We start from the raw sequence: 12025 nt of genomic DNA on the forward strand, positions 1-12025 counted from the left end.
TTCGTCGGCATTTATTCCAGGGAGAAAAAAGATGAAACGTCGGCTGTGGAAAGTGATTTTTTTAATGGTCGCGGTGGGCTTCATGAGCGGTTGCGCCAAGCCGGAACCGCCTCGCGTACTCTGGCCGCCATTGCCAGATACGCCGCGCCTTGAGTGGCTTGGGGTCTATTATTCCGAAGCGGACTTTCCCAGATCGAGGGGGGAATCCCTGGTGCAAAGCGCCATGGGCAACGCGGGCCTGGATTATTTCGGACGCCCCTTGGGTATTGCGACCGATGGAAAAGGGCTGGTTTATGTCTCCGATGCCGATAAGCGCATAGTCAGGGTTTTTGATTTCAACCGGCGCATCGTTCGTCCTTTCGCTGATGGCCGCCGCTTTCAAGGGGTGCTGGGGGTGGAAGTGGACAGCTCCGGAAACGTCTACATCGCCGAGGGAGGCACGCGCAAGGTTCTGGTTTTCTCGGCGTCTCACCGCCCTTTGTTCGCCTTTGGAGATGAAGAGATCTTCGAGAGACCGGTAAAGCTTGCCATCAACGAACGACTGGAACGAATTTACGTGTCCGATGGGGCGGGTCACCGCATTGCGGTTTTTGATATGCAGGGAGAGCACTTATTCAGCTTTGGCCATCATGGGAGCGGGCATGGAGAGTTTTACTCCCCCCAAGGGATGGCTATCGACGATAAGGATCGCCTGTTTGTCGCCGATCAGTTCAATGCGCGCATTCAAGTGTTCGATGCCGAGGGTCAGTTTCTTTATGCTTTCGGCGAGCGCGGCAATCGCCAATGGAATTTCGAGATGCCCAAAGACCTCGCCTTCGACAGTGACGGCAACCTGCATGTGGTTGATACGCGAAAAGCGGCGCTGATCACCTACAGGCCCGAGGGCGATTTGCTGCTGTTCACGGGCGGCAAGCCCACCATCAGTCCGGTAGGTTTCAGCATGCCGGTGTCCCTCGCCATTGACGGGAACGACCAAATTTACATTACGGACAGCCTTAACCGGCGCTTCGTGCATTGGCGATATTTCTCTGAAGAATATTTGCGCTCTAACCCCTTCGGCGAGTCTTCAGGAGCTTCGCCGGGGGAGCGATAACGTCAAAGCTCGAAAGAGGGTTGCCAAAACACGTAAATGCCCAGGGTGATTTTGCGGAATGAATTTTTGAATCAGGGGCACATAGGCCGAAAAGCCGCAGACGTAAGGCTGGCATTAATTTTGCTTAATAGGAGTTTTCAGTAACGGGAATTTGAATCTTTTTCAAGCATCTTGGTCGCAGTTGCGCTTAGCGACAGGGGTCTAGCCAGGTCAGGGAACATAAACTGTCGGGCTTTTTGAAAGCGCCGACACCAACAACAAGGAGGTTGACAAATGAAGAGGGTTTTTTCTTTAGCGGTGGCTCTGGCTCTGTTCGCCACCCCGGCTGCGGCAAGTATCAGGGATACGCCGCATGACTTGTCCTCGAGCAGTTCTGCCACGATCAGGTCGGACAATGTCGACGATCTGTGCGTGTTCTGCCACACGCCGCACGCCGCCTCGACATCCGTGGATAATGCGCCGCTATGGAATAGGGGAATTGGGGGCGCGCTTGACGTGGCGGATCTTTACGACAGCCCCTCGCTGACCGATGCCTCGAAACCGGCTGCCGTGCTTGCCGAGATCAACGGTTCCGATGCGCGGCTCTGTCTGTCCTGCCACGACGGGTCAAGCATGGCCAGCGGTCTGGTCAATCCCCCAGGCGGGGTGCAGCCGACTTTTTTGAACGGCGTCGACACCGTTTCCGGCGCTGCTAATTTGTTCGACGCGACGAATATGTTGACCAATGACCACCCCATCGGCATGAATTACGCCGCCGCGCAAGGAGACGATGCGGGTTTGCGCGCTGCACCGGCGGGTATACGGTTCTTCGACGGGGTCATGTGGTGTGCCTCCTGCCATGATGTGCACAGCAACACCCATCAGCCATTTCTTGCCATGGACAACAGCGGGTCAAGCCTCTGTCTCGCCTGTCACGACAAATGACTTGCACCTGAATCGAGCTTTTCAAAGCGGAGGCCATGGCCTCCGCTTTTTTTATGTTGCAAGTGCCGCAAATAGGAATTGACATTTAATGAAGGTGATTGTGGCGCCGCCCTGCCCTGGGGGAAGCTTTTTGGGTTTCGCCGGCCGGAAGAGTGAATGCCGCGCAACAGCGTAAGGGCCCCGCCAAAACGCAGAGATTGAAGAAATAAGATTGGATTCTGTTTTTGAAAAACATCTGATTAAGGATTGTTTTTTTCGGAATGATTGTTGCAAATACGGCTAAGGACTTTCTTTTTTTTGCATACCTGAGGCAGGTACCACGAGACGATGATCCTTTGGCTGCGTGTCATCCTTTTGATTTTGGTCTGTGTCGGCTTTGCGCCGCTGACGACCCATGCCGTGCGCGGCGAACTGGACGGTTCGCTGGAATGGCGTTATGGCGCCCACTCAGCCAAAGAGCGGGGCGAAAAAGTCCTCGATGCGTCCTGGTTTGCGCAGCAGTACTCCCTGTTGTACCGCACGGCCGGTGATCTTGCCCGCGGCCGCGCCGGTAATTACAACCTGGCCCTGGGTTACGAGTGGACAGCGCTTGATGGCTCCATCAACGGCGAAAGCACCGATGTCAGTCTCGATAAGATCCTCTACCAGGGCGATATCCTCATTGCCCCCGGCGGCCTGCCCCTGCATCTGCATCTCTATTCCCACGACCTGCATCGTTCGACCTTTTCCACCGCATCTCCTGGAGGCCTGTTTGAGAGTCTCGGCTCCGAGGGTCTGGGGGCGCAAAATGCGGTGGTCGGTATTCACAACGGTCAGCAAAACACGACCGGCCTCACTCTCATGCTCGGCTCGGCCAGTGGCGACTATGAGGGCATGTATCGCGATGTTCTCGCCCATGCGCCACGCCTGCTCATCGACTATCGGCAGCACTATGTACGTGACCTCAAGGGATTTACCCCCCAGCATTACCGTGATCGCAACCTGGCCTTCGTCTCCTTGAACAAAAAGGACAACTGGTTTCACTATCGGGTCTTCGACCACAAGGATTTCATCAACCCCAACAACGATTTCATCGAAAAGGCCTATATCATCGGCACCATCGACCATACCTTGCAGCGTCGCTGGGTGCGGTTGACCAACTGGATCGAATTTTCCGTCGACGGCACTTATTCCACAAGTAGCATGTCGGCCGGCGGACGTGAACCCGACCGCCGTTACGATCTCAATGCTTTCACTGTGGCGCGGCGCAAAGGCTGGGAGGTCGCCAACTTCACCACCTTTCGCCGCGACAGCACGGCAACCAGCCTCCAGCGCGATCTCACGGTGCCAATTTACGTGAGCAAGAACCTTGATCCGGAAACCACTCTGCGGACGCGTTTTATCGGTGCCCGCGAGGATCGCCTGCTGTTTGCCTCAGATGAGGAATCGACGCGCGAGGTGGTGTTTCTCAGCAACCGCATTGAGGCCCTGCAACGCCAGCCCTGGAGCCTCACCGGCCAGTTCGACGCCGAACGCAAGACCGGCGATCGCGGTGAGGGAGTCGCGTTACGCGCCCTGGCCGAATTGTTCACCAACCGCGCCCATCGGCCCCAGTACGATATCTTCAGTGCCTACTCTCTGGCTTATTTCGGCGGCGAAGGGGTGAGCGGGGACGGGGTCGATTTCTGGGAGCAGACTTTGACCGGGCGTATCGAAACCGATCTTGCACCCAATTACCGCACCGGACTGACGCAGGAATTCCTCTACGGCACCGGTAACCTGGATCGCAACGTGGCGGAATACATCCTGCCGCGCAGCGACCTCGGCCTGCTGCTTTCGGGCGAAGGCGTACAGCGGCGCGACGGTACGGTGTTGCGCTCGACCTCCACCTGGTTTGGCGAATATCGCAGCAGCCGGCGTCTGACCAGCCGCCTTGAGTTGGTCTACGATTTTCTCTCGGATGAGAGCGGCGAGGACGGAGTCACCATGCTCAGCCATCGCCTGCGCTACGATCAGCGCCGCTTTCTCGCGACCCTGCAAAACCGCCTGGTGATGGGTAGTCATCGGGTCACCGGTGGGGTCGGATCGGGCTCTGCTCTTGCCGCGAGTTCGCCTGGTGAAGCCAAGCGCACCCTGGAAACCCGTCTGCACATGGCCTACTTTCCCGTGCGCTCGGTGGAAACTTCCCTGCGCATCGATCACGACTGGCGGACCCTCAACGCCGGCGATTCCCATCAGTATCTGGTCGAGCAGCGGTTGCGCTACAATTACTTTCAACGCGGCGGCATGGGCCGCAAGCTCTACGCGCTCGGCGAGGAATTCATCTGGGAGCGCCTTGATTCGCCCCTCGCCGATACCCGCATGGCCCGCACTCTGACCTTGTCGGGAGAATTCTTCCCCAGCATCCGCACCCTGCTCGGTCTGCGCCTGCGCTACCGCTACCTCGAGCCCGAGGACACCACCATCTACACCACCTACCTCACCGCCGGCATCAATTGGGAAAAACTCCAAATCGCCCTCGACTACTCCTACGGCACCCGCGACGAAGGTGCAATTGTCCCAGAGCGAAAGGAACACCGCTGGGAAATGCGGGCGAGGAAGACGTTCTGAAAAATCCGGGCTTAGACCCGGATTTTTTTTGTCAGTAGTCCGTGGTCCGTTGTCCGTTGTGAAAAGCAAAGGAAAAGCGTTAATCTCTTAACTGACAACTGACAACTGACAACTGACAACTGACAACTGACAACTGACAACTGACAACTGACAACTGACGATTTCTGACCAATGACAAAGGACAGCTTTTCCGAAGAAACCCTCGACGAACTGCGCGTCGGCGGCTTAAAAATTCTCCAGCAGAAAAACGGCTACCGCTTTTCCCTCGACCCTATTTTGCTTTGTGCCTTTGCGCGGGTGGGGGTGGGGGAGAGGGTGGTGGATCTGGGGACGGGCTCAGGGGTGATTGCCCTGGTGCTGGCGCGCCGCACGGCGGCTGAGCATATCGTTGGGATTGAAGTGCAGGCGCAGTTGGCCGAGCGGGCACGGCGCAGCGTGGTGCTCAACGGGCTGGAGGCGCGCGTTCGCATTCTCACCGCCGATGTGCGCCATGTTGATGAGGTGCTCGAACCGCATTCGTTTTCGGTGGTCGTGAGCAATCCGCCATTTCGTGCTCCGGGCAGTGGCCGGCTGGCTCCGGTGGGCGAGCGCGCGGCGGCGCGTCACGAGCTGGCGGGTGGGTTGGCGGATTTTTTGCGCGCGGCGGCGGCCTTGCTTGCCACAGGCGGGCGCTTCTATGTGGTTTATCTGGCCGAGCGCTTGGTCGATCTGCTCGAAGGCATGCGCCGCGTCGGGCTGGAGCCCAAACGGCTGCGCTGCGTGCATGGGCGCGGCGGGGAGCCGGCGCGCCTGGTGCTGGTGGAGGGCCGACGCGGCGGACGCCCCGGACTGGCGCTGGAGGCGCCGCTGGTGGTTTTTGCGGAAGAGGGTTACACTGCCGAGGTGCGGGCGATTTACGACGAAGAGGAACCGGCTGACGACTTTTGAGCCTCGCGTCGCGCTTTTTCGACCTGGGCCTGGCGGCGCATGACCCGCTCCATGTTGCGGCGCAGATCGGGGTCGGTGACGGTTGCCAGGGTGGCGGCGATATACTCTTCTTCCGCAGGGCCGAGCTTGATGCTTTTCCATGCAAGAGGAGTCGGCGCGCCGGTGGTGGACGGATTCTTTTCGATGCGCCCCTGGCGCAGATAGAGATCGTTGATGACTCCGGGTCCGAGATATTCGGCAAGGCGTGCGAGAATGCGCGGTTTGAGCAATTGCAGTTGTTGCATCCACACGGGGTGGGCGACGCGAACTTCGAGGATGCCGTCGCGAATGCGCAGGGGTTGAGTCTGGGCCGCGACCTGGGGGCCGACCGCCCGTGCCCAGCAGGAAAAAGCGCGGTATTTGTGCAGCCGGTCGCTCAGGCCGCGCTCCTTGAGCACCTGCTCAAGGATCTCTCCCAAGGGCAGGGCCCGGAACATGCGGCCGCGATCGCTTTTTGTCATGGACGGAGATTGCCGCGGCGCAGCATGCCGCCGAGAAACTGGCCGAGCAATGCGCAGCCTAGAGTGAAGGGCACGATCTCCCAGCCCAGGCCTTCGGCCAGGCGCCAGATGATGATGAATGGGATGGAGAGGTGGATGTAGGTAAACCAGGCCAGGGAGTACTTGCGCGCGCCCTGACGCAGATAGCCAAGGGGAACATTGACGCCCAGGGCAAAAATAAGCAGGGTGGAAAGGGGAAGCGTCTGAGCGTAAATCACGGTGGCACGTATCCTATGGAAAAGACGATAAGCGACCAAGGATGAATCGGCTTGACGGAATATTTCTGACTAAAATACTCTCACTTGATGCGCGGAGTCAACCGTTGAACGCGTTGCGTCCTTGCATCCGCCGGTTAAAAGTGGCATCATGCCGCCCGATTCTGTATTGGTGGCAAAAGGCTGAATGCTGAAGGTGGCGCAAATGGTTCGTGACAACGACATCGTGGCGATTTTTCATGGCATTCATCGGGTAATGAAAGCCGAGAAGATACTCAAAGAGGCTGGGGCCGAGATTCTGTTGATCCCCACCCCGCGCGAGCTGAGTTCGGATTGCGGCCTGGCGATTCGCTTTGTGCCCGCCGAGCGGGAGCGAGTGCTGAAAGTGCTCGCCGAGGCCGATCTGAACCCGGTGGAACTCTATCGGCGCAGCGGCCGGGACTACGAACTTCTCTTGTCGTCGGCCGGAAATCCCGGCTGAAAACTTCCCCCGCGGCGTCCGGCCGGAACAAGTGTCCGGCCTTCCGGCTTTTTCCTTGACAAGGTATGGGGCCTTCTCTATAGTTCCAGCTTTGTCCTGTTTTCTGTGTGAGCGGATTGGTCCATGTTTGACAACCTGAGCGATAAACTTGAGTCGGTTTTCCGCAAGTTGCGCGGGCAAGGTCGCCTGACGGAAGAAGATGTCAGCGAGGCCCTGCGCGAGGTGCGCCTTGTTCTGCTTGAAGCCGATGTCAACTTCAAGGTGGTCAAGGACTTCGTGGCGGCGGTGCGTGAACGCGCCCTGGGTCAGGAAGTCCTCAAAAGCCTCACCCCCGCTCAGCAGGTCATCAAGATTGTGCGCGATGAGTTGGCGCGGCTCATGGGCGAAGGGGTCGACAATCGTCTCGATCTGACGGCGCGCCCGCCGGTGCCCATCATGCTGTGCGGCCTGCAGGGTTCGGGTAAGACCACCACCTGTGGCAAGCTCGCCCTGAGTCTGCGGCGCGACAAGCGCAACCCGCTGCTGGTGCCTGCGGACGTTTATCGGCCCGCGGCCATCGATCAGCTCAAAACCCTGGGCCGGCAGCTCGGGGTAACGGTGTACGAATCGATGCCGGGGCAGGATCCGGTGCGCATCTGTGAGGACGCGCGCCGCTATGCGGAACTCAATGGTTTTGATACGCTGATTCTCGATACCGCCGGCCGTCTGCACATCGACGATGAGCTGATGGGTGAGCTCGACCGCATCAAGGCTTCACTCAAGCCGCGCGAAATCCTCTTTGTCGCCGATGCCATGACCGGGCAGGACGCCGTCAATGTCGCCCAGAGCTTCAACGAGCGTCTTGATGTCACCGGTATCATTCTGACCAAGCTTGATGGCGATGCCCGCGGCGGCGCCGCGCTGTCCATTCGCGCAGTCACCGGTAAGCCCATCAAATTTGTGGGTATGGGCGAAAAGCTTGATGCCCTGGATGTTTTCCATGCCGACCGCATGGCGCAACGCATTCTCGGCATGGGTGATGTGCTGACCCTGATCGAGAAGGCCGAGGCGGCCATCGACAAGGAAAACGCTGCCGAGATGGAGAAGCGCCTGCGCAAGGAGGGCTTCACTCTCGAGAATTTTCGCGACCAGCTCCAGTCCATCAAGAAGATGGGCTCCATGGAGTCGATTCTCAAGATGATTCCGGGCGCCGGAAAGCAGATGAAGCAGGTCAAGGACATGCAGCTGCCGGACAAGGAACTCAAGAAGATCGAAGCGATCATCAGCTCCATGACGCCGCAGGAGCGCCGCGATCATCGCATTCTCAACGGATCGCGACGCATGCGCATCGCCAAGGGCAGCGGCACGACCGTGCACGACATCAATGTGCTGATCAAGCGCTTCAGCGAGGCGCAGAAGATGATGAAAAAAATGCAAAAACTTGGTCCCAAGGGGATGAAGAACCTGATGCGCGGCGGCGGGCCCTTTATGTGAACAGGGCGTGCCCGGGGGCGATTCGCCCGACAGTGCAATTCGGGCTATAATTAAAAGCAGAAGTTAAAGAACCCAGAGTCAATCCAGGAGGAACAGAGCATGTCGGTAAAAATCAGGCTGGCCCGTGGCGGCGCGAAAAAGAAGCCTTTTTATCAGGTGGTTGTAACTGATGAGCGTAATCCGCGTGACGGCCGGTTTATTGAGCGATTGGGTCAGTACGACCCCAAGCAGGACCCGCCCATGATCAGCCTCAATGAAGATCGCACGATGGCGTGGCTGCAGCAGGGCGCCGAGCCGACGGATACCGTACGGCAGATTCTGCGTACCCTGGGGATCTGGACCAAGTTCAAGCAACCGGCTTGACCGATCTGCGCGGTGAGCGATAGCTGAGCGGCGACAGCCTTTTCCCAAAGGTAGGACCCCATGAAAGAGCTTATCGAATTCATCGCTAAGTCGCTGGTTGAACATCCTGAAGCCGTTTCCGTCGTTGAGGAACAGGGCGAAGACGGCACGGTCCTCGTCAAGTTGGTGGCCGCGCAGGACGACATGGGCCGCATCATCGGCAAGCAGGGGCGAACCGCCAAGGCGATGCGCACCCTGCTCAACGCAAAGGCCACCCGCGAGAATCTGCGGGCGACGCTGCAGATTGTGGAATGATGGGTGTTGCGCGGGAAGAACTGTTTCAGGTAGGGACCGTAATCGGCACCCATGGGTTGCGTGGTGATCTCAAGGTGCGGCCGCTCACCCAGGGGTCCGCGTCCCTGCTGGAGGCTCGCAGCCTCAGCCTGCGTCAGGCCGGGGGCGAGGAATATGCGTCTTATCGTCTGAAAAAGGCGAGTGTTCATAAGGGAATTATTCTTCTGCGGCTGGAGGGATTGGAAAGCATCGATGCCGTCGCGCCCCTCAAAGGGGCCGAGGTTTTCATGCCCTTGGCTGATCTGCCCGAAGCCGAAGTGGATGAATCCTATTGGTACGAGTTGCAAGGAGCCGAGGTCGTTGACCGGCGTCTCGGTTCGATCGGTACGCTGGAGGATGTTTTCACCACCCCGGCTCACGACGTGTATGTGGTTCAGGGACGCTACGGCGAGGTGATGATTCCCGCCGTCGATGAGTTCATCCTTGAATTCGACGCGCAAAACGCCTGCCTGCGGGTCGATCTGCCCCTTGGGCTGGTCGATGAGGGCAGGGAAGATTGAGTTCGAAAACGGCCGGCATGACCTTTGACATCCTGACCCTGTTTCCCGCGATGTTTGCTTCGCCCATGGGTGAGAGCATTCTCGGCAAAGCGGTGGATCGCGGACTGATCCAGGTCAGAGCGCACAACCTGCGTAACTGGGCTGCCGGGCGTCATCAGGTCACCGACGATGCGCCATACGGCGGCGGCGACGGCATGGTCATGAAGGTCGATCCGGTAGTCGGCGCGCTGCGCGATCTGCGCGCTGCGGTGCCGGGCGCAAAGGTGGTTCTGCTCACCCCCCAGGGGCGGACTTTTTCGCAGCAGGACGCCGCGGCTCTGGCCGCCGAGCAAGGGCTGGTTTTTATCTGCGGCCGCTACGAAGGTTTCGACGAGCGCATTCGTGCTTTCGTCGATGTTGAATACTCGATTGGCGATTTTATCCTGACCGGGGGCGAGTTGGCCGCCATGGTCATGATTGATGCCATCGCGCGGTTGGTCCCCGGGGTTCTCGGGTGCGAAGGCAGCGCCGCCGGAGATTCTTTTTCCGACGGTTTGCTTGAGTATCCTCAGTACACCCGGCCGGCCGAGTTCGAGGGCATGAAGGTGCCCGAAGTGCTGCTCTCGGGCAACCATGGAGAAATCGCCCGCTGGAGACGGCGCCGGCAACTGGAGCGCACAGCCCAGCGCCGCCCCGATCTTTTGGACGCGGCTCCTTTGAGTAAGGAGGACCGTTGCTTTCTGGCTTCGCTGCAGTCCGGCCCAGGGGCCGAATTAAATAAGAAATAGAGTATCTGACAATCAACGTTTCGACCCACATACAGGAGGACAACATGAACGTCGTCGATCGCCTTGGCATGGAACATATCAAAAAGAACATCCCGGTCTTCAAGGCAGGGGATACTCTGCGGGTTCACGTGAAGATCACCGAGGGTGACAAGCAGCGCATCCAGATCTATCAAGGGGTCTGCATCTCACGGATGAACCGCGGCGTGGGCTCCACGTTCACGGTGCGCAAAATTTCCGACGGCTTCGGCGTTGAGAGGGTTTTTTCCCTGCATTCGCCTGCGGTTGATAAAATCGAGGTGGTCAGCATCGGTCGGGTTCGTCGGGCCAAGCTTTACTACCTGCGGAATCTGCGCGGCAAGGCGGCGCGTATCCGCGAAAAGCGCTACTCCTGATCAGGGACAACAAAAAAGCCCCGGGCAACCGGGGCTTTTTTGTTGCTCATTCACCGATGTGCGGCAAGATCAGTGAGGAACGATGTGGGGGATGTCGGGGTTGGTGAGGATGACAACAATAAATGCGGTGAGCACCACATAAAGAACAATGGACACCCAGCCGCCCTGACCGAGAACCCCGATCAAGTCTTTCCAGTCGACCAGCAGCGCCAAGTAGGCGACCACGGTGAGAACGATAAGAATGGCAGTCATCTTCTCTCTCCTCCTAGGGCAGGTTGGTAAAACAATCGATACAAAAAACAGTGCGGGAAAGTGTTGGTGTTGCAGCCCAACGCACGTATACTACACCAGCCCGTAAGCTGAATCCAGAGTATAATCCCTTCAATAGCACGCGCAAGGACCGGGCCCATGAAAGAGTTGAGCCTTTTTCCCGAGCAGGAATCTTCCCCCTGGCATTTTGAAATGCTGGCCCGCCGACGCGGTTATCGCGCGGTGGCCGGAATCGATGAAGCCGGACGCGGACCCCTGGCCGGTCCGGTGGTGGCCGCGGCGGTTATCCTGCCGGACAAATTTGCCCTGGAGGGCCTGACCGATTCGAAAAAGCTCAGCGAAAAACAACGTCTGGATTTCTATCCGCGCATTCGCGAGCAGGCTCTTGCCGTCGGTGTGGGGGTGGCTTCGGTGGTCGACATTGATCGGTTCAATATTCTCCAGGCAACCTTACAGGCTATGCAGCGCGCCATCGGACGGCTAGCCCTGCCGGCCGATTATCTGTTGGTGGACGGCATCACTCCGGTTCCCACGTCCATTGCGCAACGCACCCTGAAGCAGGGCGATTCACGCTCACTGTCGATCGCGGCGGCCTCGGTAGTCGCCAAGGTGGTGCGCGACCATATCATGGAGGCTTTCGATCGGGCCTATCCGGGCTATGGTTTTGCCGCGCACAAGGGATACGGCAGTCGCAGTCACCTGGAGGCGATTGCCCGTCTGCGTCCTTGTCCGCAGCACCGTCGCAGCTTTCGCGGCGTACGTGAGCACCTGGAGTCGCTGTGAGTGTCGCGCGCCAAAGTCTGGGGCGCTGGGGCGAGGAACGTGCCGGTGACTTTCTGCAACGGCAGGGGTTTCAGATTGTTGAGCGCAATCTGCGCACGCCCTTGGGGGAGATCGATCTGATTGCCCGCCAGGGCCGTACCCTGGTGTTCGTGGAGGTCAAAACCCGGCGCTCCACGGCCTTCGGCGTGCCCCAGGATGCCGTTACCCCGCGCAAGCAGCGTCAAATCATCCGCGCCGCCCAGTGGTACTTGGGGCAGGGCCGTCACTCGGGGCTACAGCCGCGCTTTGATGTGATCGCGGTGCTGGCTGCGACCGCGGAACCGCAAATCGAGCATATTGCCAATGCTTTCACCCTCTAAGCCGCATCAAGGACGAG

Annotated in this window: 16 protein-coding genes; 13 read left to right on the top strand and 3 right to left on the bottom strand. The window is 58.8% G+C overall.

From position 1 onward, the window contains the following. Positions 1–31: 31 nt before the first annotated feature. The 4 genes from GFER_RS04740 to GFER_RS04755 all read left to right on the top strand — a co-directional run bounded on the left by GFER_RS04740 (position 32) and on the right by GFER_RS04755 (position 5533). Entirely contained in the window at positions 32–1093 is a 1062-nt protein-coding gene (locus GFER_RS04740) for an NHL repeat-containing protein (RefSeq protein ID WP_040096505.1), read from the top strand. Positions 1094–1366: 273 nt separating this feature from the next. Next, positions 1367–2017, top strand: coding sequence for a cytochrome c3 family protein (locus GFER_RS04745; RefSeq protein WP_040096508.1), 651 nt, complete (start codon positions 1367–1369; stop codon positions 2015–2017). Positions 2018–2344: 327 nt separating this feature from the next. Then, entirely contained in the window at positions 2345–4606 is a 2262-nt protein-coding gene (locus GFER_RS04750) for a hypothetical protein (RefSeq protein ID WP_040096510.1), read from the top strand. A 171-nt stretch (positions 4607–4777) separates the two neighbouring features. Then, positions 4778–5533, top strand: coding sequence for a tRNA1(Val) (adenine(37)-N6)-methyltransferase (locus GFER_RS04755; RefSeq protein WP_040096512.1), 756 nt, complete (start codon positions 4778–4780; stop codon positions 5531–5533). On the opposite strand, the gene GFER_RS04760 is transcribed toward GFER_RS04755, so the two are convergent. Then, on the bottom strand, positions 5500–6033 hold the full coding sequence (locus tag GFER_RS04760) for a DciA family protein (protein WP_040096514.1): 534 nt from the start codon (positions 6031–6033) through the stop codon (positions 5500–5502). The two genes, GFER_RS04755 and GFER_RS04760, sit on opposite strands and share 34 nt — an antisense overlap. Next, positions 6030–6290 (bottom strand): hypothetical protein, encoded by a 261-nt coding sequence (locus tag GFER_RS04765; protein WP_052445965.1) that lies wholly within the window; start codon positions 6288–6290, stop codon positions 6030–6032. The genes GFER_RS04760 and GFER_RS04765 overlap by 4 nt, the downstream gene beginning before the upstream one ends. A gap of 202 nt (positions 6291–6492) precedes the next feature. Here GFER_RS04765 and GFER_RS04770 point away from each other — a divergent pair, with 202 nt between their 5' ends. The 7 genes from GFER_RS04770 (at position 6493) to rplS (ending at position 10596) form a co-directional block, all read left to right on the top strand. Further along, complete coding sequence (locus GFER_RS04770; protein ID WP_040096516.1) at positions 6493–6768, top strand: DUF3343 domain-containing protein; 276 nt, start codon at positions 6493–6495, stop codon at positions 6766–6768. A gap of 123 nt (positions 6769–6891) precedes the next feature. Then, the gene (ffh, locus tag GFER_RS04775) at positions 6892–8241 is read left to right on the top strand and encodes a signal recognition particle protein (protein ID WP_040096518.1); all 1350 of its coding nucleotides are present in this window, start codon (positions 6892–6894) and stop codon (positions 8239–8241) included. A gap of 99 nt (positions 8242–8340) precedes the next feature. Next, positions 8341–8604 (top strand): 30S ribosomal protein S16, encoded by a 264-nt coding sequence (gene rpsP / locus GFER_RS04780; protein WP_040096520.1) that lies wholly within the window; start codon positions 8341–8343, stop codon positions 8602–8604. Positions 8605–8664: 60 nt separating this feature from the next. After that, positions 8665–8898 carry a KH domain-containing protein gene (locus GFER_RS04785; RefSeq protein ID WP_040096522.1) on the top strand — a complete coding sequence of 78 codons (234 nt, stop codon included), beginning with the start codon at positions 8665–8667 and terminating at the stop codon, positions 8896–8898. After that, complete coding sequence (rimM, locus tag GFER_RS04790; protein WP_040096524.1) at positions 8895–9437, top strand: ribosome maturation factor RimM; 543 nt, start codon at positions 8895–8897, stop codon at positions 9435–9437. The genes GFER_RS04785 and rimM overlap by 4 nt, the downstream gene beginning before the upstream one ends. 17 nt (positions 9438–9454) lie before the next feature. Next, complete coding sequence (gene trmD, locus GFER_RS04795) at positions 9455–10204, top strand: tRNA (guanosine(37)-N1)-methyltransferase TrmD (RefSeq protein ID WP_040096527.1); 750 nt, start codon at positions 9455–9457, stop codon at positions 10202–10204. Between the two features lie 44 nt (positions 10205–10248). Then, the gene (gene rplS / locus GFER_RS04800; RefSeq protein WP_040096529.1) at positions 10249–10596 is read left to right on the top strand and encodes a 50S ribosomal protein L19; all 348 of its coding nucleotides are present in this window, start codon (positions 10249–10251) and stop codon (positions 10594–10596) included. A gap of 69 nt (positions 10597–10665) precedes the next feature. Here the strand turns inward: rplS and GFER_RS04805 are convergent, their stop codons facing one another. Then, positions 10666–10848 (bottom strand): hypothetical protein, encoded by a 183-nt coding sequence (locus tag GFER_RS04805; RefSeq protein WP_040096531.1) that lies wholly within the window; start codon positions 10846–10848, stop codon positions 10666–10668. A 156-nt stretch (positions 10849–11004) separates the two neighbouring features. Between GFER_RS04805 and GFER_RS04810 the strand changes: the two genes are divergently transcribed. Then, entirely contained in the window at positions 11005–11649 is a 645-nt protein-coding gene (locus GFER_RS04810; protein ID WP_040096533.1) for a ribonuclease HII, read from the top strand. Next, positions 11646–12008, top strand: coding sequence for a YraN family protein (locus GFER_RS04815; RefSeq protein WP_040096535.1), 363 nt, complete (start codon positions 11646–11648; stop codon positions 12006–12008). The genes GFER_RS04810 and GFER_RS04815 overlap by 4 nt, the downstream gene beginning before the upstream one ends. Positions 12009–12025: the final 17 nt, after the last annotated feature.

Source organism: Geoalkalibacter ferrihydriticus DSM 17813, assembly GCF_000820505.1.
Lineage (GTDB): Bacteria > Desulfobacterota > Desulfuromonadia > Desulfuromonadales > Geoalkalibacteraceae > Geoalkalibacter > Geoalkalibacter ferrihydriticus.

Coding starts and splice junctions, on each gene's coding strand:
- GFER_RS04740 (WP_040096505.1), top strand. CDS start 32: ATGAAACGTCGGCTGTGGAAAGTGATTTTTTTAATGGTCGCGGTGGGC.
- GFER_RS04745 (WP_040096508.1), top strand. CDS start 1,367: ATGAAGAGGGTTTTTTCTTTAGCGGTGGCTCTGGCTCTGTTCGCCACC.
- GFER_RS04750 (WP_040096510.1), top strand. CDS start 2,345: ATGATCCTTTGGCTGCGTGTCATCCTTTTGATTTTGGTCTGTGTCGGC.
- GFER_RS04755 (WP_040096512.1), top strand. CDS start 4,778: ATGACAAAGGACAGCTTTTCCGAAGAAACCCTCGACGAACTGCGCGTC.
- GFER_RS04760 (WP_040096514.1), bottom strand. CDS start 6,033: ATGACAAAAAGCGATCGCGGCCGCATGTTCCGGGCCCTGCCCTTGGGA.
- GFER_RS04770 (WP_040096516.1), top strand. CDS start 6,493: ATGGTTCGTGACAACGACATCGTGGCGATTTTTCATGGCATTCATCGG.
- ffh (WP_040096518.1), top strand. CDS start 6,892: ATGTTTGACAACCTGAGCGATAAACTTGAGTCGGTTTTCCGCAAGTTG.
- rpsP (WP_040096520.1), top strand. CDS start 8,341: ATGTCGGTAAAAATCAGGCTGGCCCGTGGCGGCGCGAAAAAGAAGCCT.
- GFER_RS04785 (WP_040096522.1), top strand. CDS start 8,665: ATGAAAGAGCTTATCGAATTCATCGCTAAGTCGCTGGTTGAACATCCT.
- rimM (WP_040096524.1), top strand. CDS start 8,895: ATGATGGGTGTTGCGCGGGAAGAACTGTTTCAGGTAGGGACCGTAATC.
- trmD (WP_040096527.1), top strand. CDS start 9,455: ATGACCTTTGACATCCTGACCCTGTTTCCCGCGATGTTTGCTTCGCCC.
- rplS (WP_040096529.1), top strand. CDS start 10,249: ATGAACGTCGTCGATCGCCTTGGCATGGAACATATCAAAAAGAACATC.
- GFER_RS04805 (WP_040096531.1), bottom strand. CDS start 10,848: ATGACTGCCATTCTTATCGTTCTCACCGTGGTCGCCTACTTGGCGCTG.
- GFER_RS04810 (WP_040096533.1), top strand. CDS start 11,005: ATGAAAGAGTTGAGCCTTTTTCCCGAGCAGGAATCTTCCCCCTGGCAT.